The following is a 23,256-nucleotide window of genomic DNA, read 5'->3' as shown; positions in this document are numbered from 1 at the left end:
GATCGTCGGTGTCCTGATCGTGGGCGTCCTGAACAACGGCCTCAACCTGCTGGGCGTGTCAACGTTCTACCAGTACATCGTCCAAGGCGGCGTGCTCATCTTCGCCGTCGGCGTCGATGAGGTGTTCCGGCACACCTGGCGCAACATCCTGAGACGGCAGCGTCTCGAACGGCGCCACCCGAGCCAAGCCCGCAATTAGCGAAGGAGGAGACCCCATGCCCGCCACCCCACGAGAAGTGTCCGAGTCCTACTGGCGCGCCGAAGAAAGCCGGGACATCGCCCGCATCCTGTCCCACTTCCACGAGGACGCCGTCTTCCATCCCGTATCCGGTCCGCTCCACGGCCACGCGGAGATCCGCACCTTCTACGACGCGATGGGCGACACCTTCCCCGGCCTGGAGGTCACCATCACCCACGAGATCGGCTCCGGTGACGAGGCGTGCCTCGAATGGGAAGCGGTCCTCATCGACCACGACGGCGCGCGGATCCCGATCCGAGGCGTCAATGTCGTGCGGGTACGCGACGGCAGGTTCGACTCGGTCCGCGCCTACTTCGACCCCACCCAGTTCCCGACGCCAGGAGGCCGCCGGTGATCGACCTGCACACGACCGTACAGATCGGCGACACCGGGCTGCGCGTGCCACGGATCGGCCTTGGAACCGCCTCACTCGGCAACTTCCTGCGTCCCATCAGCGACGAGGACGCCACGGCGGTCATCGCGCGAGCACTGGACCGCGGCATCCGTTACCTCGACACCGCCCCGCTGTACGGACACGGCCTCGCCGAACAGCGCGTCCGAGCGGCGATCGCCGACATTCCGCGAGACGAGCTCGTGATCTCCACGAAGGTCGGCAGGCTCCTGCGCGAAGGCGCTCCCCGCGACGAGAGCCAGTATTTCGACGGGGAACCCTTCTACAAGGACGTCCCGTCCGCCGGCCCCGTATGGGACTTCAGCGAGTACGGCATCCGCCGGTCCGTGGAAGAGAGCATGCAGCGGGTCGGGGTGGACCGGTTCGACATCCTCCACCTGCACGACCCCGACGACCACTTCGACCAGGCGAGCACCACCGGGTACAAGGCGCTCAGCGAGCTCCGGGCCGACGGCAGGGTTCAGGCCATCGGCGCGGGCATGAACCGCACCCCGGTCCTGACGGAACTCGTCCGCGAGTGCGACCTCGACGTCATCCTCCTCGCCGGCCGGTACACGTTGCTCGACCAGAGCGGGATGGACGAGCTTCTTCCCATGTGCGCCCGGCGCGCCACCTCGGTCGTCGCCGGGGGAGTGTTCAACAGCGGCGTACTCATCGACCCGGAACCGGGCACGACCTTCGACTACGTCCCCGCGTCCCCGGAGGTCATCGACCGCGCGCGCCGCATCCGCGGCATCTGCGATCGTCACGGCGTCCCCCTGGCCGCCGCCGCCGTCCAGTTCCCTCTCGCCCACCCGCAGGTGTGCAGCGTGCTTCTCGGGCCCAGGTCACTCGGCGAGCTCGACATGGACCTCGGGCTACTGTCCGTCGACATCCCCGCGGCCCTGTGGGCCGACCTTCGCGCGGCGGACCTGCTCCGACCCGACGCACCGTGCCCAGAGTAGAAAGGCTCACCCGATGGACGAGCGCACCGAGCGCATCGACGCCCACCACCACTTCTGGGATCCGCGCCGTTACACCTACCCGTGGATGGCCGGACCGGAGATGGACCCTGTACGGAGGGCGTTCGGGCCGCGCGACATGCAGCCCATGGTCGACGCCGCCGACATCACCGGAACCGTCCTCGTCCAGACCGTGTCGGACGAGAACGAGACCCGGGAGTTCCTCCGCATCGCGGCTTCGACACCGTTCGTCCGCGGAGTCGTCGGCTGGGTCGACCTCACCTCGCCGGCCGTGGGAGACGCCCTGGACGCCCTCCTCACCGGCGATGACGGCCGGTTCCTCGTCGGCATCCGCCATCAGGTACATGACGAGCCCGATCCGAACTGGCTGTGCCGCGACGACGTGCGCCGGGGCCTGCGCACCGTGGCCGAGCGTGGTCTCGGCTACGACCTTCTCGTACGGGCGCGGGAACTGCCGGCGACGGTCGAGACGGTCAGGGCGCTGCCGGAGCTGAACTTCGTCGTCGACCACATCGCCAAACCGGCGATCGCCGCGGGCGCCGACGAGCCGTGGGCCGAGTGGATGCCGGTTCTCGCGCGATGCCCCAACGTGACGGTGAAGCTCTCCGGCATGATCACTGAGGCGGACTGGAGTGCCTGGACCCCCGACGATCTCCGGCCGTTCGTCGCTCGTGTTCACGAGTGGTTCGGCGCGGACCGCCTCATGTTCGGATCCGACTGGCCCGTCTGCCTGCTCGCCGGCACGTACGAGTCCGTCATCGAGGGGTTGACCGCGGCCATCGGCACGTTGAGCGCGGCCGAGACCGCGGCGCTCTTCGGCGGCACGGCTCACGCCTTCTACCGTCTGGGGGACCGCCCCACGGGCTGACCAGGAGAGGCCAGGCCCCACGGGCCCGGCCTCATCCGATCTCCTGCCGAAGGCCAACACCCGCAAGCGGGACGAGTGGCCCGGAGGACTTCCTCGGGCCACCGTCTCGGGCCGGGACGCCACGGCTCCCCCTTACACCGATGCGCGCACCTCGATCAGCATGGCCTGTTCGGGGTTGAGCGTGGGCATGGGGACGCCGGTCCGGGAGAGGACCGCGCCGGGAAGGGCGGTCCACGCATCCATCGCCTGGGCGACCCATGCGGGCGGCGCCGCCTGGTGTGCGGAGGGGCGGCCGACATCGGTACGTATCCGTACGCGGTAGTCGCCGGCCGCGTCCAGCCCCGGTAGCCGCACCCGGCCCGACTGGGCCTCGGGGGACGTGGCCAGGCGGGACCAGCAGTACAGCGCGCTCGTCCGGTCGCGCGCGACCACGCCGTGCAGGATGGTCGCGTCGTCACCGGTGTCCGCGCGGACCACCCGCCCGTGGTGCAGGAGCGGACGGAACTCCCGGTACAGCGCCGCCCACGACGCCAGCCGCTCCAGCTCCTCCGGGGAGCACCGCGTGAGGTCCGCCTCGATGCCGGCGTGCCCGAACAGCGCGGTGATCAGGCGGAACGAGTCCGTGGTCACCCGCCGCGTGGTGTGCGCCTCCGCGGCACCGACGTGCGCGCCGACGAGCTCCGGAGGCAGCAGTTGGCCGGTCCAGCGCTGGATCGTCTGGCGTTCGACAGGGTCGTTGCAGTCGGAGGCCCAGACACGGTCGGTCCGCGCGAGGATCCCCAGGTCGACCCGCCCGCCGCCGCCCGCACACGACTCGATCTCCAACGCCGGATGCCTCTCCTTGAGAGCGTCGAGCAGGCGGTACAGCGCCACGGTCTGCGCGTGCACCGCGGGCCGGTCGGCGCCGGTGGCGTCACGGAACACCGCCTCGTGCAGGTCGCGGTTGTGGTCCCACTTCAAGTAGTCGATGGCGTACCGGCCGACGAGCGCGTCGACGCGTTCCAGAATGTGGGACCATGCCTGCTCATTGGCGAGGTTCAGCACGTACTGGTGCCGGGCCGACGGGCCGAGACCGGCGGACGAGCCGAGGATCCAGTCGGGGTGCTCGCGGGCCAGCCGGGACTCAAGGTTGATCATCTCGGGCTCGAACCAGAGACCGAACTGCATGCCGAGCCCGTGGACGTGGTCGACCAGCGGCGTTAGCCCCTGCGGCCAGACATTCTCGTCCACGAACCAGTCCCCGAGACCGGCGGTGTCGTCGCGCCGGCCCCGGAACCAGCCGTCGTCGAGCACGAGCCGCTCGACCCTGATCTCGGCGGCACGGTCCGCCAGGGCGGTCAGCCGGTCCAGGTCGTGGTCGAAGTAGACCGCCTCCCAGGTGTTGAGCGTCAGGGGCCGGGGTCCGGCCGGATGTTCCGGCCGGGCCCGGAGCATGTCGTGGAAGCGGTCGGCGAGCCCGTCCAGGCCGGCGTCGGACCAGGCGAAATGGCAGATGGGCGTCCGGTAGGTCTCCCCGGGGCCCAGCGCGATCTCGCCCGGTTTGAGCAGCTCACCGCCGCCCAGAACGGCCGCGTGCGCGCCCGCGCCCTCCGGCAGCTGCTCGACCAGGTACCGCTGGTTCCCGCTCCACGCGACGTGCACGCCCCAGACCTCGCCGTACCGGAAGCCGAAGCCGGGCACACCGGCGACCATCAGGTACGGGGAGTCGTGGCCCGGCTTCCCCCGCCGGACCTCCCGGACGTGGCCGCCGAAGGCGAGTGGCCGGCGCTGCGGTGCCCGCTCCCGGCACCACTTGCCGGTGAAGTCGAGGATCTCGCCGGCCCGCCGGGGCAACGGCAGGAGAGTGGACACGCCTCCGAGCTGGTAACGTCCCTCGCTCCGCGCCGTGGTACGGCGGGTCACGGCCGCGTCGACGGCCAGAACGCCTGAGGCGCCGAGCCGGTAGCCGACCACGATGTCGACATCGGAGACTTCGTCGGCGAGTGTCATGACGAGCTCGGCGCCGCCGTCGGGCAGCGGCCGGTGCCGCGTGTCGGTGAGGCACGGGCGCGGCGCGGTCGCCGTTCCGTCGAGATGTCCCTCGTGCGCCGGCGTGCCCGACCATCCCTCGGCCTCCGTCGGCCAGATGGACAGGTGCCGCGGTACGTCGGGAGAGTTGTTCAGGACCGCGGGCTCGGCCGTCAGCTTCAGCGCGGCGCGCGCGTCATCGGACAGCTCGCCGAGGTCCGTGCCCCAGTGGAGCACCCTGGGAACCGGTTCGGCCAGCTCCACGACGACGCTGGTGCCGCCCGCGCGCAACTGGACGATCTTCGGGACGTGCATGGTCAAGCCTCTCCCCGAGGTGAAGCCGGATGTGGACTCCTGCGGCGGACGGCCGCAGGGCAGCGCCCGGCACGGTACGGAGCCCTGCGGAGACGCCGTACCGTGCCGGGACGCCGTCGCGTTACTTCTTCGTCAGAATCTGCTGGCTCTTCTGCGCCAGCTCCGGGAAGACGTCGTCATTGCGCTGGTGGGAGAAGTACGCCTCGAGTAGCGGCTTGATCGTGGACTCGATCGCGGCGCCGTTCGTATGCACGACGGCCGGGTACAGCTCACCACGCTTCAGGGTCTGGGTGAAGACCGACAGGTCCACGCCCTGGGAGGCCAGCGCCTGGGCCGAGGCGTCCATCGAGGCGGAGATCGACGGGAAGAACGTGCCGCTCTTGCCGGCCGCCGTCTGGCAGGCCTCTGAACCCATGTAGGAGATCCACTTCCACGTCAGGTCGGGGTTCTTGGTGCCGGCCCAGATGGTGTTGCCGTTGGAGTTGCTCAGCACCGTCCGGGTCTTGCCATCGGGGCCGAGTACGGTCGGCGCGATGCCCACCTTGACCTTGGACAGTTTGGCGAAGCTCGCCACGCTCCACGAGCCGGACGTCTCCATCGCGACCTTGCCGGAGCCGAGCAGGTCGATGTCGCTGATGATGGCCTGGCCGTTCCCCGAGGTGAACTGGCCGAACTTCGGCTCGAAGCCGCGGTCCGCGAGGCTGCGGAAGTAGCCCATGCTCTTGACGAACCGGGGGTCGTCATAGTTGAACCGCGTGGGCCAGGTGTCCTTGTCGCTCATCTTCCAGCCGAGTGTGGAGACGAAGGAGCTCCAGGTCGTCTGCCCGAGGTAGTCGCCGGTGTTCAGCAGGCCCGTCCCGTACGTGGCGATGTGCGACTTGTCGAAGCCGGGCTGGTCGCCGCGCCTGCCCTTGGTGTCGACCGTCAGGTGCGCGACCATCTTGTCGAACGTCCCGCCGTTGTCGGGGTTCCAGGTCAGCGATTCGACGTCTTTAGCGGTGTAGCCGGCCTTGGCCAGCATGTCCTTGTTGTAGTAGATGGCGGTCGCTGCCCAGTCCAGCGGGAGACCGTACTGTTTGCCGTCCGTGTACTTCCACGAGTTGACGCCGACCGAGAACCGGGACAGGTCGAAACGGTCCTTGGCGATGAAGTCGTCGAGCGGTTTCAGTTGTCCCTGGCTCGCGTACATCGGGAAGTACTGCACGCTGTCCTGGAAGGCGTCGGGCGCGTTCCCGGAGACGAATCCAGAGGTCAGTTTCGTGAAGTAGTCCTGGACGTCATACTGGGAGATCTTCACCGTGACGCCGGGATTGGCCTGCTCGAACGCCGTGGCGCACGTCTGATACGCCTGGGCCTGCTTGTCGTCCCACGTCCACCAGTTGATGGTCTTGGCCCCGGACGCGCTGCCGTTGCCGCTGCCACAGCCGGCCGTCGCCAGCGCCACCGCCGCAGCGATCGCGCACAGACTCCGCATTCTCATCGTTCCTCGCTTCCCGCACGACCCGCGTGCGCGGTCATGTCCCCCGACGTCCTTGGATCCCCGAGGCCGGCGTTCATCGGTCCGCCGTCCTTCCGGCCTCCTCCAGGTCCGGCCCGAGCCGGACCTCCTCGTGTCCCGCCAGCGTGAGATCGGCCGCCGCCTGGCCGTGGCGGATCCGTACGGTGCGCGCGCCGCCGGGCACCGTGTTGCGGACGGTGCAGGAGACCAGCGCGCCGCCCCGCCAGGTGAGGTCGACCGCCCATCCGCCGCGGCACCGCACTCCCCGCACCGATCCGTCGGGCCACTCGCCGGGCACGGCCGGAAGCAGCCGGATGGCGCCGCTGTGGCTCTGCACGACCATTTCCAGGAGCGCCGCCATGAGGCCGTAGTTGCCGTCGATCTGGTACGGCGGATGGGTGCTGAGGAGATTGGGCAGCAGGCCGCCCCACTCCGAGCCGTCGGCCGGCGCGAGCACCGCCGGGTCACCGGGGAACGGGCGGGTCGCCTCCAGGAACAGGCTCCGGGCCGTCGCGGCGTCGCCGAGCCGGGCGCGCAGCGCGATCTTCCACGACCAGGACCAGCCCATCGCGCCGGGCCCGCGGATGTCCAGCACGCGAGTCGCCGCGGCCGCGAGATCGGGCGTCGTCTCCGGGTCGATCTGCCCGAGCGGATGGACGCCGACCAGGTGCGACACATGCCGGTGGGCCGGATCCTCGTCGGGGTGGTCCGCACCCCATTCCCGCAGCCGTCCGTCCGCCGTGAGCCGCGGCGGGCGCAGCCGCGGCAGCGCGGCCCTGATCTCCGCGCACACCGGATCGTCGTCCAGGCCCGCGATCCGGGCGGCCTCCAGGCACCGCGTGAACAACGCGCGGATGAGCGCCATGTCCATCGTCGTCGAGACCGACAGCGCCTCCGGGGTGCCGTGCCGGGAGATGAAGTGGTTCTCCGGCGACGTGGAGGGCACGGTGTCCATTCCTCCGTCCGCCGCCTCGACCAGCCAGTCGAGACAGAACTCCGCGCAGGCGCGCAGCGTGGGCCAGGCCCGTTCACGGAGGAAGACGGTGTCGCGGGTGAAGTCGAAGCGGTCCCACAGGTGCTGGGCCAGCCAGACGCCGCCCATCATCCAAATCGCCCAGGACGGATCGCTGTGCCCCATGCCCACGGGCAGCGCCCAGCCCCACATGTCGGTGTTGTGGTGCGCCACCCAGCCGCGGCAGTCGTACAGCTCGCGGGCGACGCGGCTCCCGTTCGCGCGGAGCCGCTCGATGAGGGCGAACAGCGGCTCGTGGCACTCGCTCAGACCGGCGGTCTCGGCGCCCCAGTAGTTCATCTCCGTGTTGATGTTGATGGTGTAGTTCGACGACCAGGGGGGTCGCAGCTCGGCGTTCCACATGCCCTGCAGGTTGGCCGGTGGCCCGCCGCCCGGCCGGGACGCCGACGCGAGCAGGTACCGGCCCAGCTGGAAGATCACCGTCGCGACGAGCCCCTCGTCGTCACCGGAGAGCACGTCGGACCGTACGTCGAACGTCCCGGCGCGGCGCGCGCCGACTGTGAGGCTCGTCGTGCCCAGCAGCCCGCGCAGGTCCGCACGGTGCGCGCCGAGCAACGCGTCGGCGCCCGCCGCGCGGGCCGACTCTGCGGCGTGCGCGGCACGTTGGTGGTGCCGCTCCCGCGTGACCGCCGGATCTCCCGCCCAGACATCGGCCGGGCTCGTCGAACTGGCGAGGGTGATCAGGGCACGCGACATGCCGCGCACTGACCAGACGTCTCCCTCGACGGTCACCGTGCCGTCCGTGTCGATCCGGACGGCGGCCGCGCCGAACGGGTCGTAGCCGTCGGGCGGCGTGTCGGCGTAGCGCAGCGGCTCGGCGACGGTCGGCTCGTGGAGCGGCGCGCCGTCGACGGGGAGCTCGACCTCCAGGTCGAAGCCGGACGCGTCCACCGTCCGGCGCACCACCCGGAGCTGGGACGCCAGCTCCAGACTCATGTCGACCACGCCGCCCTCGACGGCGACGGCCACGCAGATCGCCTGGGCCGGCCGGCTCACCCAGGTGGACCGCCGGACCGTACGGGCACCGAAGCGCATCGTCTCGCCGACGACGCCGTCGTCCAGGTTCAGCGTCCGGCCCAGGTACTCGGCGTCACCGTCCGCGGCCAGCGACATCCACAGGTCGACGTACGGCAGGTATTCCTGGGTGTAGCGGCCCTCGAAGGACATCAGCAGGGCCTCGGCCCGCCGGTAGTCCTCCGCGCGGACGGCCTCGCGGACCTCCTCCAGCCGCTCCGGACCGGCGCCGGCGGCGAGGACGTCGGCCAGCCCCGCGTCGGGGCCGGCCGGTGTCCCCGACCAGACCGTCGAGTCGTTGACCTGGAACCTGGCGCGGTGAAGGCCGCCGAACACCATGGCGCCGAGCCGTCCGTTGCCGACCGGCGCCGCCTCGAAGAAGTCGGCGGCCGGCCGCGGCCAGGACAGGCGCAGGTCGCCGGAGTGACGGTCATCCCGTGGTTCGTTGCTCATTTGATTCCCGTGAAGCCGATGGAGTTGACAAGGCGCCGGCCGAAGACCATGAACAGCAGGAGCATCGGCAGCGCGGCGATCAGGGTGGCCGCCATCAGTCCCGCCCAGTCCGGTGCGGTCTGCGGCGAGGACTGTCTGAAGACGGCGAGCGCGAGGGTCAGCGGCCGCACGCTGTCGTCATTGGTGACGAGCAGCGGCCAGAGGTAGTCGTTCCAGGCGGTGATGAAGGTCAGGAGCGACAGGGTCGCGATCGGCGCGGCGGTCATCGGCAGGATGATCCTGAAGAAGACGCGGACCGGACCGGCGCCGTCGATGAACGCCGCCTCCTCGACCTCACGGCTGATGCCCAGCATGAACTGCCGCAGGAAGAAGATGTTGAACGCGGAGAAGAGCGCGCCGGGCAGGACCATTCCGGCGAACGTGTTGGTCAGCCCGAGATTCTTGACCAGCACGAAGTTCGGCAGCAGCAGGAAGATGCCCGGGACCATCAGCGCGGACAGCAGCACGGTGAAGACGACATTGCGTCCCTTCCAGCGCAACCGCGCGAACGCGTACGCCGCGAGCGCCGAGCAGAAGACGACGCAGACGGTCAGGACCGAGGCGTAGATCACCGAGTTGCGCAGGTAGAGCGCCGTGTCGAGGGAGGCGCCGGAGCCGCCTTGCGCGACCGCCTCGGCGGGGCTTGCGATCCCGAGCGCACGTTTGAACGCGCCGAGCGTGAACCCCACCGGCAGCGGCGACGACGGGTCGGTCGGCAGCGCGTGGTTGTTCGACAGCGCCGTCCGCAGGATCCAGTAGAACGGGAATATCGTGACGACGATGACGGCGGCGATGTAGACCCACGCCATGAGGCGGCCGAAGGACCACTGTGTGCGTCGCGCCGTAAGGGCTGTTGTCACGGGCATGGCGGCCTCCTCAGCCCAGATCCGACTCGTTGGCGCGGGCGATGCGCAGCTGCAGGAATGTGATCGCCATGAGCATCACGAACAGGGCCAGCGACATCGTCGCCGCGTACCCGAAGTCGAACTCCCCGAAGGCCTTCCGGTAGATGTACATCTGCAGCACGTTGGAGGCGTTGGCCGGGCCGCCCTGGGTCGTCACCTGGACCAGGTCGAAGACCTGGAAGGAACCGATCATCTGCAGGACCACGACCATGACGAGGATCGGGCGCAGCAGCGGTACCGTGAGGCGCCGGAACATCTGCGTCTCGCTGGCCCCGTCCAGCCGGCCGGCCTCGTACACCTGCTCGGGAATGGTCTGCAGGCCGGAGAAGATGAGCACCGCGTTGTACCCCATCGACTTCCAGACGCTGATCATCGCGATCGAGGGGATCGCCCAGCCGCCCGTGCCGAGGAACAGGATCCGGTGGCCGGTCAGTCGGTGGATGACGATGTTGACGATGCCGAGCTGCGGGTCGAGCATCCACGCCCACACGAGTGCCGCCACGACACCGGAGATGAGGAACGGCAGCAGGATCAGGCCCCTGATCACCGTCGATCTGGTGAGCCGGTGAAGGATCACCGCGGTGACCAGCGAGACGAGGATCCCGAAGACCACCGACAGCACCGCGAAATAGACGGTCACGCCGAGCGAGTGCCAGAAGACCCCGTCGGAGATCAGCTCCCGGAAGTTGGCCAGGCCGACCCACTTCGGCGGCGTGAGCACGTGGAAGTCGGTGAAGCTGAGGTAGACCCCGCGCAGCGTCGGATAGGCGACGAAGAGCAGGAAGCCGACCAGGGCGGGGAGGATGAACAGCCAGGCCACCAGGGCGTCCCGGCGGCGGCCGGCGGCCGGTGCCGCCCGCCGGCCGGTCCCGCGCCCGCCTGACCGGCGTCGCGGAACGCCGAGGGTACCGGTAGTGCCGGTGCCTTTGGCGAGCAGCTTCGCCGGCGCGGGCGCGTCCTGCTCTGGAATCGCCGCCATCGCGCTCTCCTTTCGCGTGAACATGTCGATGGATGAAGGGAACCGGCGGCCCCGCGCAGCCGGAGAGCGGGCGCACCCGGCTTTCGGGCATGCGCGAGCTGGGGCTTAGGACCGAGATTGGTTGCTTGAGGCCGGCGGCGACGTGGGCCTGGGGCGCTCACGCCACGGCCATCGGGGATGCCCCCGGCTCGGGGTGCTGGGTAGGAGCAGATTAGGAGCCGTTTGCTTCCAGTGTCAATATATTATTTCCAGCAGATTAAGCCATGGAGGCGATGAGATTACGAGGGAGAACCTCTCGTTAGCTTCCATTGGAAGGCTATGATCGACGGGTGGAGCTTCCGAACCAGGCACCGGCCGCCACGCTGGTCTTCCGGACCCTGCTCGCCCACGGTCCCCTGACACGGGCCGAGATCGGTCGCCGAACGGGCCTGTCCTCCGGGGCGGTCACCAAGGCCGCGACGCCGTTGCTCGACGACGGCTGGATCGCCGAGCTGGGACGCCCGGCCGGGGATCGTATGACGGGCCGTCCGGCGACCCTGATCGCGGTCCGCGCCGAACGCGCCGGCTTCCTCGGGGTCAAGGTGACCGCGGACGAGCTGATCGGGGTACGCACCGACCTCACCGCCACGTCCCTCGCCGCCCGGCGCGCGGAGCTGGATTCACGCGACGTGGGCAGCGTCATACGCGCCATCGGAGCGATGGTCGAGAAACTGGTGTCGGCATCCGGGACGCATGAGCCCGAGGTTCACGGCCTCGGGGTGACGATCTCCGGAGACGTCGACCGGCAGACCGGTGCGGTGCACCACTCCCCGTTCCTGAACTGGCAGGGAGTTCCGCTGGCGCAACTCGTGGAGGAGGCCACCGGGCTCCCGACCGTGATCGAGAACGACGTTCGCGCGCTCACGGTCGCCGAGCAATGGTTCGGGGCAGGCGCCGAGGTGCGTTCCTTCGCCCTCGTCACGATCGGGGCCGGCATCGGCTGCGGGCTGTCCATCGACGGGCATCTCGTCGCCGGCGCGCATGGCGTCTCCGGCGAGATCGGCCACCTGCCCATCGGCGGCGGTGACCGGGTCTGCACGTGCGGCAACGTCGGCTGCGTCGAGGCGATAGCCTCCACGCAGGCCATCGTCGAACAGGTGCGGCAGGCCACCGGCGACCACCGTCTCTCGATAGGGCAGGCCGTCCGGCTCGCGCACGACGGAGATCCGGCCGCGAACGAGGTGTTCGCCCGCGCCGGCCACGTCCTGGGACTGGCCATCGCCTCGGTCGCCAACCTGGTCGGCCCTGAGCGCATCATCATCTCGGGCGAGGGCGTCGGTTCCTACGACCTGTTCGCCGAGCAGATCCGGCAGACGTTCGCCGCCCAGGCGTTCGGCGCGGCCGCGGAGTGCGAGTTGATCGTGCGCCCGCTGCCGTTCGAGGAGTGGGCGCGCGGCGGCGCCGCCGTCGCGGCACGGGAACTGGTGACGCCGGAGCGGCGGTCGAGAGGCCCGAAGAGCCTCCCGGCCAAGTCACGGAACTGATCTCCACCCTCCGCACATCCCTCACGCGAGGGTGAGGCTCGGCCTCAGCCGGCGCAGTAGCCCGTCCGCGGAGGCGGCCGCGAAGATGAGGACGCCGGTGACGATCTGCTGGTCGTACGAAGGCAGGCCGAGCAGGCTCATTCCGTTGGAGAGGAATCCGAGGAAGAGGACACCGATGCCGGTGCGCAACAGGCTGCCGCGTCCGCCGAACAGACTGGTGCCGCCCAGGACGACGGCACCGACGATGTTGAGCAGCAACGGGCTGCCCATGCTCGCGCCCGCCCCGGCGAGCCCGGAGGTCAGCACCATTCCCGCCATCGCCGAGGACAGGCCGGCCACGGCATAGACGCTCGTCTTTGTCCGGGCGACGTCGACGCCGCTGATCCGGGCGACCTCGGCGTTCGCTCCGACGTACACGACGCGGCGGCCCCACGCGGTGCGCGTCAGGGCGAGTTGCGCGAGGACGTACAGCCCGACGGCCAGCCACACGGCGTACGGAACGCCGCCGGGACCATCGATGCTGAAGTCGATGAAACCGGCGGGCACCGGGGCGATCGTCTTGCCATGGCTGAGCAGCGTGGTGCCGCCGCTCACGACGTACAGGGCGGCGAGGGTCACGGCGAACGGCACCACGGGCAGTCTCGCGACGACGACTCCCACCGCCAGCCCGATCGCGGTTCCGGTGAGCAGTCCCGCGGCGATGCCCACGGCGACGCTGTGGGTGCTGGTGATGATCCACGCGCCGGCGACACCACTGGCACCGATCACGCTTCCGGTGGACAGGTCGATGCCGCCGGTCAGGATCACGAATGTCGCGCCGATCGCCGCGATCGCGACCACCGCCGACTGGCTGAAGACGTTGGTGATATTCGAGGGCGTCAGCAGGCCATCGGTGAAAAGGCTCAGGACGGCGATCAGCAGGACCAGCGCGGGCAGCATCGAGAGGTCGGCCGGCCAGCCGGGACGGCGGGCCGGATCGCGCAGCCATGGCGTGCGCGCCGGCTGCGGGACGGTGTCGGCGACCAGGGCGGGGCGCGCGGGGGAGGGCGCCTGGGCGGGGCTCTCCCCGGGAGTGGACTCAGGCGCCACAGCCCCACACCCGCGCGCTGGTCGTGGCGTAGTCGGCCTGGTTGAGGGACAGACCCTTGCTCTGGACGGTCCGGGGTGTGACGGCCTTCCCGTCCAGGGCCGTGGTGATCGCCGCGACGGCCTGTTCGCCGAACTCGTCGACGGGGGTGGCGATATCGGCGTCGAGGGTCTTGTTCTTCATGGCCTTGCAGCCGTTCTGGTCGCCGTCGATGGTCACGATGAACACGTGCTTGGGATCCCCGATCGGGGCCAGTCGCCCGGCCGACGTGAGCGCGGACTGTACGGATGGCAGGAGGAAGTCCGACGGAACGAAGATCGCGTTGATGGCGGGGTTCTTCTGCAGCGCGTTGGAGGTTCCGTCCAGGGCCTGGGACGGGTCCCAGTTGGTGGGGACCTGGCTGACGACGGTGACCTTCGGGTTGCCGCTGACCGCGGTGTTGAACCCGTCCCGGCGGCCGATCGCGTTCTGGTCGGTCAGCGCACCCACCAACTCCAGAACCTTCAGCGGTGTGGTCTTGGCCGCATCGATGAATTCCTGCGCGGACAGCCTGCCGTCGGCCGCCGGGTCGCCGGTGATCTGGAACGTGGTGTTCGCCTTGTCCGTGACCGCCCGGTCGACCGCGATGAACGGGACCTTACGGGCCTTCGCCAGGGCGATCGAGGAGGCGATCTGCTGCCCGTCCTGAGCGATCGCGATCACCGCGTCGACCTTGCGGGTCTGGATCAGGTCCTGGATCTGAGAGGTCTGCTTCTGCGCGTCCTTGTCCGCGACGTCGAAGACGACGTCGTACCCGGCCGCCTTGGCCGCCTTCTCGATCGCCGACTTCTCCGCCTGCCGGATCGCGTTGAGCAGGTCGAAGCTCACCCCGATTGTGACCTTCTTACCGGATTTCTTCGACCCTCCTGAGCCGGACGTCGAACCGCATCCGGCGAGCACGAGCGAGGACGCCGTGATCACGGCCGCATACCGAATGACTCTGAAACGTTGCATGTTGCTCCCTTTGATCGATTCGCGCCGGCTCAGGCCGTCGACACCGTCCGGCCCTCGTCCGAGGGCGTCGAGGAGCGGCCGGTCGGTCGCATGGTCTGAGCGAGATTCCGCCACCGCGCCGCCGCGGCGATGACGGCGACGAGCAGGACACCGCCGCGGACGATGTCGAAGACGTACGGCGAGGCCCCGGAGAAGACCAGGCCGGTCTGGGCGGTCGTGAGCACGAGGGCGCCGAGCACGGTCCCGGTGATGCTTCCCCGTCCGCCGAACAGGCTGGTACCGCCGAGCACCACGGCCGTGATGACCGTCAGCTCATAGCCCTGGCCGATGGAGGGCTGGACGGCGCCGAGACGGGCGGTCTGCGCGAGGGAGGCGACGGCGGCCAGCAGCCCGGCCAGTACGTAGACCCCGGCGGTCACCGTCCTGACGGGGATGCCGGCGTTCAGGGCGGCACCGCGGTTGGAACCCACCGCCTGGACGTATCTGCCGAACGTGGTCCGGCTGAACACCAGGCCGCCGCCGAGTGCCGCCAGCGCCGCGAGCAGGACCGGCGCGGGCACGCCGAGCAGGGTCCCGGTGCCGATGCCGCGTAGGTGCGCGGGAAGGTTGATGTCCTGCTGGCGGGTGATATGACCACCCAGGCCGCGGTACACCTGCATCGTGGCGAGCGTGACGATGAGCGCCGGCACGCGGGTCAGCGCGACCGCCGCGCCGTTGAGCAGGCCCATGGTCAGCCCCGCCGCGCCGATGGCGACGAACACGATGCCGGCCGGCTCGCCGATCAGCGCGTGGCTGGACTCGATCGCAGCCGCCAGGAAGAGCACGGAGCCGACGGAGAGGTCGATCCCCGAGGTGATGATCACGTACGTCGCGCCGACCGCGGCGATGATCAAAGGGCTCGCCTGGACGGCGATGTTGCGGAAGTTCGCCGTCGTGGCGAATCCGTCGTAGCGACCCGCCAGAACGATCAGCAGGACCACCAGGACCGGCAGCAGGGGCTGCCGTCGCACCACTGCGCGAAGCCGGCCGTACGCCCTTGCCGGCGGCTTCATCGGGCACCGCCCGTGGCGAGGCGGATGACGGCCTCCTGCGTCGCCTGCGACCGGTCGAGGACGCCCGCCAGCCGGCCGTCGTGCATGACGCCGACGCGATGGCTCAGCCCGAGCACCTCCTCCATCTCCGAGCTGATGAGCAGGATCGACGAGCCGGCCTCGGCCAGGTCGACGAGAAGCCGGTAGATCTCCGCCTTGGCGCCCACGTCGATGCCCCGGGTGGGTTCATCGAGGATGATCAGGCGGGGCTGCCTGCTCAGCCACTTGCCGAGCACCACCTTCTGCTGGTTGCCGCCGCTCAGCGAGCCGCCGCCCGCGTTCAAGCCGCCGCGGGCTACCAGGCGCACCTTGTCGGCGAGTTCCTCGGTGAGACGGCGTTCGGCGCGGTTGTCGAGCCGGCCGATCAGGCGGGAGCGGCATACCGAGTCGAGATCGACGATGGACAGGCTTTCGCGAATCGGCCGCTCGAGGAACAGCCCCTCGTGCCGGCGATCCTCTGTGACGAACGCGATTCCCGCTCCGATGGAGGCGCGTACGTCACCGCGCCGCAGCCGCCGTCCGTCCAGCTCGATCCGCCCGGTCCTGCCGGCGAGCCCGAATACCGCTCGGGCGACCTCGGTGCGCCCCGAACCCATCAGCCCGGCCAGCCCGAAGATCTCCCCTCGAGCGACGTCGAACGAGATGTCGCTGACGCGGGCGTCGTCGCTCAGCCCGCGCACCGACAGCGTGATCTCAGGCCGGGGCTGGGGGAGGGCCGGGTAGCCCTGCGCGAGTTCGCGCCCCACCATGAGGGACTCGAGCGTGGCGCGGTCGAGCTCGCTCGTCGGCCGGTCCGCCACGACGCGCCCGTCCCGCATGACCACGACGCGCTGGCTGAGTCTGGTGATCTCTTCGAGGTAGTGCGTGATGTACAGGACGGCGACCCCATCGCCGCGCAGCTGGTCGACGATCCGCATGATCAGTTCACGCTCGGCGAGATTCAGCGAAGCGGTCGGCTCGTCGAACACGATGGCACGCGGCTCGGCCGCCAGTGCCTTGGCGATCTCGACCAGCTGACGCTGCCCGGCGGACAGATCGCGCACGATCGCCTCCGGGCCGAAGCCGGCGCCGACACGCTGGAGAATGGGCGCGGCGGTGCGCCGCAGGCGTCCGGGCCGGACCATCATGGCGCGGGACCCGAGGTGGCCGATCAGGATGTTCTCGGCGACCGTGAGGTCCGGGAACAGGCTGGTCTCCTGGTGCACGGTCGCCACGCCGGAATGCCTTACCCCCTTCACGTCTGCGGTGGCGATCGCGCCGCCGAGGTCGACGTGGCCGGAGTCGGGTCGCAGGGTCCCGCCGATGATGTTCTTGATGGTGGACTTGCCAGCGCCGTTCTCCCCGGCCAGCGCGACGACCTCGCCGCTCGAGACGGTGAACGAGACGTCCTTCACGGCTGCGACACCGCCGAATGACTTCGACACGTTGCCGACTGCGATCGCGGGCGCCGGACTCACCGCCGGTGGCTCCATCCGCGGTGCTCAGACATGATCCCTCCATTGAAGTCCCGGTCACATATACGGTGGTGAGCTCGCGGCCCGTCGGCCGTCACGCTCTCGCAGCCGCCGGTCGGGCCGGCCCCTGGCGCTGCGTCCTGCCTCGCTCCCGACGCGATGTATCCGCCTGTCAGGTGCGGTAGACGTTAGGTCCCGAGATTGCGGGTGTGAAGCGCGTATTCCGGCAGGTGACAATCCGATATTCGAATCGAGCTCTCGCCATCGCCGCACCGATTTCGCCGTGCTCCCAACGGACCCGGCCCGAAGATCGGCAATGCGTGGGCCGGTCGCGGTCACCGTTGCCCGCGACCGGCCCACGCGTGTCCGGAAGGACCCTCGTCAGAGGCTCTGCCATTTCTGGTTGGTGCCGTTCCCGCACGACCAGAGCTGGACGTTCTGGGCGCTGTACAGGTCGGCGTCCAGGCAGAGGTGGGAGTCGACTCCGCGGATCGTCCCGTCGGAGAAGGAGTACCACTGCTGGTTGGAGTTGCCCAGGCAGTCATGGATGATGACATGGGTGCCGTTGGTCTTGCCGAAGCCTTGGGCGTCCAGGCATTTCGTCCCGTTGTAGACGCTGATCTCGTTGTTGGACTGCCTGGTCCATCGCTGGTCGTCGCCGTTCCCGCAGCTCCAGACCTGAAGCTGGACGTCGTTGGCGTGGGACGCGTTGGGGACGTCGAGGCATGCGTTGTAGTAGACGTTTCGCAGTCGGCTCGCGCCCGAGCCGGACCCGCCCCAGGCGTACTCGAGACGGTCGACGGCCGTGGGGTTCGGGGTCCACAGTGGCAGGTTGGTGTTACCGCCGTACAACCCGCTGTAGAGCCGCACGATGTTCAGCGTGTCGTGGTCCGGGCTGGTGGTCCGGCCGCCGATGCCATGGCACCAGATCGCGCCCAGGTGGTAGTCATGGATGACATCCGTGATGGCACGCAGGTATGCGATCTCCTTGTCGCTCGTGCTGGTCGGGGGCGCGTCGTAGTCGTTGCCGGTGTCCGCGTCCGCGCCGAACTCCTCCATGACGGTGCGTGAGGCGCAGTTGCCCATGTAGGTCTTGATGTCGTTGACCCAGTCGTCGTAGGTCCGCGAGCCATAGGGAAAGCCATAGCGGTGCATGGCGAGGTAGGTGCCGTTGAAGCGGGAGTCGCTGCACAGGGGCCTGAGGTCGGATCCCCAGCCGCCGGCGTCCGCTTGGGCGCCCTCGATGAACATTCGGTTCCTGGGTAGGCCGGCCGAGCTCTCGCGGGTGATCCAGTTGGCGGCGAAGCCGAGCCACTGGGCGGTGGTGAAACCGACGGGCTCGTTCATCGGGTCGAAGTAGACCAGGGGGTTGGACAGGTACTTGGCGATGACCGTGTCCCACATCTGGTTCCAGGTGGGCAGGTAACTGTCCGTGATCTTGTTGCTGCCGTCCTCCGACCAGTAGCACAGGATGACCCTGAAGCCTCTGGCGGTCGCGGCGTCGATGACGCCGTAGTACGTGTCCCAGCGTGCGGTGGCGGGGTTGATCGGCAGCCGGACGGTGTTGGCGCCCAGGGAGCTCTGGAACGCGGCGAACATCGCGTCGGCCTTGCTCCTGGCGGAGTTGTAGTCGTCGTCCGGAGACAGCCCCTGCAGCACGAGTCTGTCGGCGGTGAAGTTGTCTCCAAGGCGGGACCAGTGCACGCCGTGGAACTGGCCGGGGTCGAGACCGGTGTCGGCGGCGGCCGGTGACGCCCCGGACACGGTCATGAGCGGCGCCATGGCCAGTACGGTCAGCGCGGCCAGCATCCAGGCCAGCAGGCGGCGGTTGAGGCGGGTACCGGCGGGTGCGGCGGGGTGAGGGTGTGGCATGGTTTCCTCTCCGGCTTGGCGCGCGACAACGGCCGTACGGGGGATCGACTCGGTGAGTAACGCGCCGTTAACCAGTTGGAAATGAACGTAACGACGCCTCTTGGACGCGTCGATCGCGTATTTCAGAACGCCCCGATCCGTCTCGCGAATGGCATGCGGCGTCGACGGCGGACACCTGAGGAACGGTGTGGCCCCAGGGGCGATGGGCCTTCGCCGGTGCCGCCGACCTGGGGCGATCCGAATTTCGGATGGCCTCGTCCCGTTACTCGCGTTTCCTCATGCGGTGTCGGCCGTTCTATGTTCGGCGGTATGGCGATGTCACCTCAGGCCTTCGCGGCCGGCCTTGCGCGATTCCAGGGCGGCCGCTCCGAAATGTTCTCCTGGCGTCTGCACTCGCTGAACGGAGCGAATGAGTGAGTGAGTACCACGGCGGAATCACGGCGGTCCGGTTGGATCCTGCATGACCGGATCGAAGCCGGCCGAGGTCGTCGTGCCGCTGGTCCCGCGGGACGGAGCGGACGACGTCGGCCTCGTCCGTAGCGACGTCAGGCGCGGAACGCTCATCCAGGTCGCGGGCGGGGTGGTCGCCGCGATCGACGACATTCCGGCGGGGCACAAGGTCGCCGTACGGGCCATCGCCGACGGTGCGCCCGTGCACAAGTACGGTGAGGTGATCGGCGTCGCGCGGCGGGACATCCCGCCCGGCGCCCATGTGCACCTGCACAACCTCGGCGTCGGGCCGCACAGCGTCGGTGCCGCCACGGTTCCCGCCGGGCCGTCGGTGTGGACTCCGCCGGCCGCCCCGACGCGCGAGCATTTCCTGGGCTACCGCCGACCCGACGGTCGGGCCGCGACCCGCAACCACATCGCCGTGCTTCCGACCGTCAACTGCTCGGCGACGGTCAGCCGCATGATCGCGCAGACCGCCAATGCCCGCCTCACGGCGCCGAGCGTGGACGGGGTCATCGCCCTCACCCACGATCTGGGCTGCGGCATGGCCGAGGGCACCGCCGGCGACGACATCCTGCGCCGTACCCTGCGTGGCTACGCCGGGCACGCGAACGTCGCCGGGGTCCTGATGGTCAGCCTGGGCTGCGAGGTCAACCAGCCGGAGAACGTCTTCGGCGATGTCCCCGCCGTCGAGACGCTCGCCATCCAGGACCTGGGCGGGACGGCCGCCACCGTCAACGCCGCGCTGGACCGCATCGCGGCGATGGCTTCGCACATCGGGGGCTTGGAGCGTGAGCCCATCCCGGTCGCGGAGCTGACGTTGGGGCTGCAGTGCGGGGGGAGCGACGCGTACTCGGGCCTGACCGCCAACCCGACCCTCGGAGTGGCGGCCGACCTGCTGGTCGCCGCCGGTGGCCGGGTCATCCTCGGTGAGACCCCCGAGATCTACGGCGCCGAGCACCTGCTGCGCGACCGGGCCGCGACACCCGCGGTCGGCCGCCGGATCGACGAGCTGATCGCCTGGTGGCAGGCGTACACGGCGCGCAACGACGCGGAGCTGGACAACAACCCGTCCACGGGCAATCGAGCCGGCGGCATCACCACCATCTGGGAGAAGTCGCTCGGCGCGGTCCTCAAGGGCGGTACGAGCCCGCTCAACGACGTCGTCGCGTACGCCGAACCGGTCACCGCTCCGGGTCTGACCTTCATGGACACTCCCGGATACGACCCGGTCTCGGCGACCGGCATGGTCGCGGGCGGGGCCAACCTGCTGGCGTTCACGACCGGACGGGGTTCGGTCTTCGGGTCGCGCCCCACTCCCTGCCTCAAGATCAGCACGACGACTCGGTTGTACGAGCACATGCGCGGCGACATGGACTTCGACGCGGGCCCGGCGATGTCGCGTGACGAGCAGATCCGCCACGGAATCGTGCTGTTCGAGGCGCTGGTGGACATGGCATCGGGTACGCCGAGCAAGTCCGAGGCGCTCGGATTCGGCACCGAGGAGATCGTGCCGTGGCGGATGGGAGCCGTGGTTTGACGTCGGTGTTCTGGAACGGCCGGGCCACCCTCGGCGAAGGCCCGCTGTGGGACCCGCGGATCGGCACTCTGTACTGGGTGGACATCGTCGGCGGCGTCGTCTTCGCCCAGGTCTCCGGTGCCGACCGGCCGACGCGGATCGAGGTCGGGGCACAGGTCGGTTGCCTCGGTCTCACCGAAGATCCCCAGGTCCTCGTCGCCGGTATGCGCACCGGCTGGCATCTGCTCGACCTCCGTACGGGCGGCCGGACCTTCCTCGCCGACCCTGAGGCGGATCGCCCGGCCTGCCGTTTCAACGACGGATCGGTCGACCCGGCGGGCCGGTTCTGGACGGGTTCGCTGGAGGACGGGGAGACCCGCGCCGTGGGCCGGCTCTACCGGCTGGACGGCAGCGGTGCCTACACCGTGGTCGACCAGGGCTTCTACTGTTCCAACGGCATCGACTGGTCGCCGGACGGGCGCTGGATGTACTTCGTGGACTCTCGTGCCGACGTGATCTACCGGTACGCCTTCGAGGTCGAGTCCGGGGCGGTCGCGGGCCGTCAGGCCTTCGCCGACACGTCGTCGATCCCGGGCATTCCCGACGGGCTGCGGGTGGACGCGAACGGTAACGTGTGGTGCGCCTTCTGGGACGGCGCCCACGTGACCCGCTTCACCCCTGACGGCACCGTGGCCGAGCGGTTGCCGGTGCCGGTCCCGCGCCCGACGAGTGTCGTCTTCGGCGGCCCCGACCTGCGCACCATGTACATCACCTCGGCGTCGATCGGGCTCACCGAGGCTCAGTTGGCGGAGTGGCCGCTGTCGGGGTCGGTGCTGCAGCGCGTCGTCGACACTCCGGGACGGCCGCCGGCCCTTTTTCACCCAGCACGAGAGGTCAGATCATGAGATTCAGCGGGAAGGTCGCCGTGGTCACCGGCGCCGACTCCGGCATCGGCCGGGCGACGGCGATCCGGCTGCTGGACGAGGGTGCCACGGTCGTCGCCGTCGACCTGAAGCACGTCGAGCCGTGGCCGGGCCGGCCTGAGGGGCGTTTGCACCTGGTCGACCTGGACGTCGCCGACCCGGACGCGGGACGGCGGCTGGAGGCGTACCTGCGGGAGGAGTTCCAGCGGGTCGACGTGCTGGCCAACGTCGCCGGGATCCTGCACATCGCGCCGTTCCTCAAGGTCACCCGGGCCGACTGGGACCGCGTCGTCGCGGTGAACCTGACCGGCGTCTTCTTCCTGAGCCAGGCCGCCGCCCGGGTCATGGTGGAGAGCGGTACGCCGGGCCGCATCGTCAACGTCTCCTCGGTCCACGCCGTGGTCTCCGAGCCGAACGCGGCGCCCTACACGGCGACCAAGGGCGGGCTCGAGGCGATGACCCGCACGATGGCCTCCGAACTGGCTCCCCACGGCGTCACCGTGAACTGCGTACGCCCGGGCGCCACCCGGACCAAGATGAGCGAACCCATCTACACGCCGGAGATCGTCCGTTCCTTGCAGGCGAAGATCCCGCTGCAGGAGATCGCGCCGCCGGAGTGGGTGGCGTCGGCGATCTGCTACCTCGCATCCGAGGAGGCGCTCTACACCACCGGCGCCTGCCTCGACGTCGACGGCGGGTACGCCATGGACGGCTCGCTGCCCGGGACGGTGTACTCATGAGCGAGCGGAGCGAGCGAATCGGCATGAGCGCCGTCGCCGTGGTGACCGGGGCCGCCTCCGGCATCGGACGCGCCACCGCCGTGCGTCTAGCCCAGGAGGGCTATGAGGTCGCGATGATGGACCTGGACGCCGCCGGGCTGGCCAGGACGCATGCGCATATCCAGGAGACCGGTGGGCGGGCGCACCCCTTCACGGTGGACCTGTGCGACCCGCTGGACGTCGGCGCGGTGACCCGGGAGATCGCGGTGACGGTCGGCGCCCCGCAGGTGCTGGTCAACGTCGCCGGCATCGGTGTGGCCGCGACCGTGCTGGAGACGAGCGACGAGGACTGGAACCGCGTCCTGGCGGTGAATCTCACCGGGCCTTTCCTCACCACACGGGCGACACTGCCGCTGATGCTCGACCGCGGCAGCGGGGTGATCGTCAACATCGCCTCAGTGGGCGGTCAGGTCGGCCTGGCCCGCCGCGCGGCGTACTGCGCGTCCAAGGCCGGGCTTGTCGGACTCACCCGTGCGATCGCCGTGGACCACGCCCGCGACGGAATCCGCTGCGTGGCGATCTGCCCCGGCACCGTGGAGACCGAATGGATCGGGAAGATCCTGGCGAACGCGCCGGACCCGGTCGCCGCGCGCGAGGCGATGGCGGGACGGCAGCTCGACGGCCGAATGGGAACGCCGGAGGAGATCGCGGCCATGGTCGCCTTCGTCGCGGGCCCGGACGGTCGGTTCGTCAACGGGGCCGCTCTCGTCCTCGACGGAGGGATGACGGCGGCGTGAGCGCGCAGGCGGTCAGGCGGCGTGAGCGCGCAGGCGGCGTCAGCGCGCAGGCGGCCGTCGGCGCCTCACCAGGTCGGAGGGCATCCCGGCGGTGCCGGCCGGGCC

18 protein-coding genes and 1 pseudogene are annotated in these 23,256 nt (G+C 69.8%); 9 read left to right on the top strand and 10 right to left on the bottom strand.

Going from position 1 to position 23,256, the window contains the following annotated elements; translation table 11 throughout:
* From AB0L00_RS33770 to AB0L00_RS33755, 4 genes and pseudogenes are all read left to right on the top strand, one after another.
* Positions 1–199, top strand: a pseudogene (locus tag AB0L00_RS33770) (hypothetical protein); the annotation flags it as partial.
* Positions 200–215: 16 nt separating this feature from the next.
* Positions 216–593, top strand: a complete 378-nt coding sequence (locus AB0L00_RS33765; RefSeq protein ID WP_345360910.1) for a nuclear transport factor 2 family protein — start codon at positions 216–218, stop codon at positions 591–593.
* Positions 590–1,594: an aldo/keto reductase gene (locus tag AB0L00_RS33760; protein ID WP_364441233.1), complete on the top strand. Its 1,005-nt coding sequence runs from the start codon at positions 590–592 to the stop codon at positions 1,592–1,594. The genes AB0L00_RS33765 and AB0L00_RS33760 overlap by 4 nt, the downstream gene beginning before the upstream one ends.
* A gap of 13 nt (positions 1,595–1,607) precedes the next feature.
* On the top strand, positions 1,608–2,480 hold the full coding sequence (locus AB0L00_RS33755) for an amidohydrolase family protein (protein WP_364441232.1): 873 nt from the start codon (positions 1,608–1,610) through the stop codon (positions 2,478–2,480).
* A gap of 132 nt (positions 2,481–2,612) precedes the next feature.
* Here the strand turns inward: AB0L00_RS33755 and AB0L00_RS33750 are convergent, their stop codons facing one another.
* The 5 genes from AB0L00_RS33750 to AB0L00_RS33730 form a co-directional block, all read right to left on the bottom strand.
* Positions 2,613–4,802 carry an alpha-galactosidase gene (locus AB0L00_RS33750; protein ID WP_364441240.1) on the bottom strand — a complete coding sequence of 730 codons (2,190 nt, stop codon included), beginning with the start codon at positions 4,800–4,802 and terminating at the stop codon, positions 2,613–2,615.
* A 121-nt stretch (positions 4,803–4,923) separates the two neighbouring features.
* Positions 4,924–6,282 carry a sugar ABC transporter substrate-binding protein gene (locus AB0L00_RS33745; RefSeq protein ID WP_364441231.1) on the bottom strand — a complete coding sequence of 453 codons (1,359 nt, stop codon included), beginning with the start codon at positions 6,280–6,282 and terminating at the stop codon, positions 4,924–4,926.
* A 73-nt stretch (positions 6,283–6,355) separates the two neighbouring features.
* The gene (locus AB0L00_RS33740) at positions 6,356–8,800 is read right to left on the bottom strand and encodes a glycoside hydrolase N-terminal domain-containing protein (protein ID WP_364441229.1); all 2,445 of its coding nucleotides are present in this window, start codon (positions 8,798–8,800) and stop codon (positions 6,356–6,358) included.
* Entirely contained in the window at positions 8,797–9,705 is a 909-nt protein-coding gene (locus tag AB0L00_RS33735; RefSeq protein WP_345360895.1) for a carbohydrate ABC transporter permease, read from the bottom strand. The genes AB0L00_RS33740 and AB0L00_RS33735 overlap by 4 nt, the downstream gene beginning before the upstream one ends.
* Before the next feature lie 10 nt (positions 9,706–9,715).
* The gene (locus tag AB0L00_RS33730; protein WP_364441227.1) at positions 9,716–10,723 is read right to left on the bottom strand and encodes a sugar ABC transporter permease; all 1,008 of its coding nucleotides are present in this window, start codon (positions 10,721–10,723) and stop codon (positions 9,716–9,718) included.
* A gap of 329 nt (positions 10,724–11,052) precedes the next feature.
* On the opposite strand from AB0L00_RS33730, the gene AB0L00_RS33725 reads away from it, so the two are divergent.
* A complete protein-coding gene (locus AB0L00_RS33725) occupies positions 11,053–12,246 on the top strand; it encodes an ROK family transcriptional regulator (protein WP_364441226.1) in 1,194 nt (397 codons plus the stop codon).
* A 21-nt stretch (positions 12,247–12,267) separates the two neighbouring features.
* Here AB0L00_RS33725 and AB0L00_RS33720 read toward each other — a convergent pair whose 3' ends face one another.
* The 5 genes from AB0L00_RS33720 to AB0L00_RS33700 all read right to left on the bottom strand — a co-directional run bounded on the left by AB0L00_RS33720 (position 12,268) and on the right by AB0L00_RS33700 (position 18,743).
* Positions 12,268–13,335: an ABC transporter permease gene (locus AB0L00_RS33720; protein WP_364441225.1), complete on the bottom strand. Its 1,068-nt coding sequence runs from the start codon at positions 13,333–13,335 to the stop codon at positions 12,268–12,270.
* Entirely contained in the window at positions 13,325–14,326 is a 1,002-nt protein-coding gene (locus AB0L00_RS33715; protein WP_364441224.1) for a sugar ABC transporter substrate-binding protein, read from the bottom strand. Before AB0L00_RS33715 ends, AB0L00_RS33720 begins: the two co-directional genes overlap by 11 nt.
* A gap of 29 nt (positions 14,327–14,355) precedes the next feature.
* Positions 14,356–15,339, bottom strand: a complete 984-nt coding sequence (locus AB0L00_RS33710; RefSeq protein WP_345360880.1) for an ABC transporter permease — start codon at positions 15,337–15,339, stop codon at positions 14,356–14,358.
* Positions 15,340–15,374: 35 nt separating this feature from the next.
* Positions 15,375–16,874 carry a sugar ABC transporter ATP-binding protein gene (locus tag AB0L00_RS33705; protein WP_364441223.1) on the bottom strand — a complete coding sequence of 500 codons (1,500 nt, stop codon included), beginning with the start codon at positions 16,872–16,874 and terminating at the stop codon, positions 15,375–15,377.
* Between the two features lie 378 nt (positions 16,875–17,252).
* The gene (locus AB0L00_RS33700; protein WP_364441221.1) at positions 17,253–18,743 is read right to left on the bottom strand and encodes a ricin-type beta-trefoil lectin domain protein; all 1,491 of its coding nucleotides are present in this window, start codon (positions 18,741–18,743) and stop codon (positions 17,253–17,255) included.
* A 460-nt stretch (positions 18,744–19,203) separates the two neighbouring features.
* On the opposite strand from AB0L00_RS33700, the gene AB0L00_RS33695 reads away from it, so the two are divergent.
* The 4 genes from AB0L00_RS33695 to AB0L00_RS33680 are packed head-to-tail and all read left to right on the top strand — an operon-like array spanning position 19,204 to position 23,151.
* Positions 19,204–20,733 (top strand): altronate dehydratase family protein, encoded by a 1,530-nt coding sequence (locus AB0L00_RS33695; RefSeq protein ID WP_364441220.1) that lies wholly within the window; start codon positions 19,204–19,206, stop codon positions 20,731–20,733.
* Complete coding sequence (locus tag AB0L00_RS33690) at positions 20,709–21,617, top strand: SMP-30/gluconolactonase/LRE family protein (RefSeq protein ID WP_364441219.1); 909 nt, start codon at positions 20,709–20,711, stop codon at positions 21,615–21,617. The genes AB0L00_RS33695 and AB0L00_RS33690 overlap by 25 nt, the downstream gene beginning before the upstream one ends.
* Entirely contained in the window at positions 21,614–22,375 is a 762-nt protein-coding gene (locus AB0L00_RS33685; protein ID WP_364441217.1) for an SDR family oxidoreductase, read from the top strand. Before AB0L00_RS33690 ends, AB0L00_RS33685 begins: the two co-directional genes overlap by 4 nt.
* Entirely contained in the window at positions 22,372–23,151 is a 780-nt protein-coding gene (locus AB0L00_RS33680) for an SDR family oxidoreductase (protein ID WP_364441216.1), read from the top strand. Before AB0L00_RS33685 ends, AB0L00_RS33680 begins: the two co-directional genes overlap by 4 nt.
* Positions 23,152–23,256: the final 105 nt, after the last annotated feature.

It is taken from the genome of Actinoallomurus sp. NPDC052308 (genome assembly GCF_040679195.1).
GTDB classification, from domain to species: Bacteria; Actinomycetota; Actinomycetes; order Streptosporangiales; family Streptosporangiaceae; genus Actinoallomurus; species Actinoallomurus liliacearum.
Note: the sequence above shows the minus strand (reverse complement) of the source record. Positions and strands in the feature narration are given on the sequence as shown.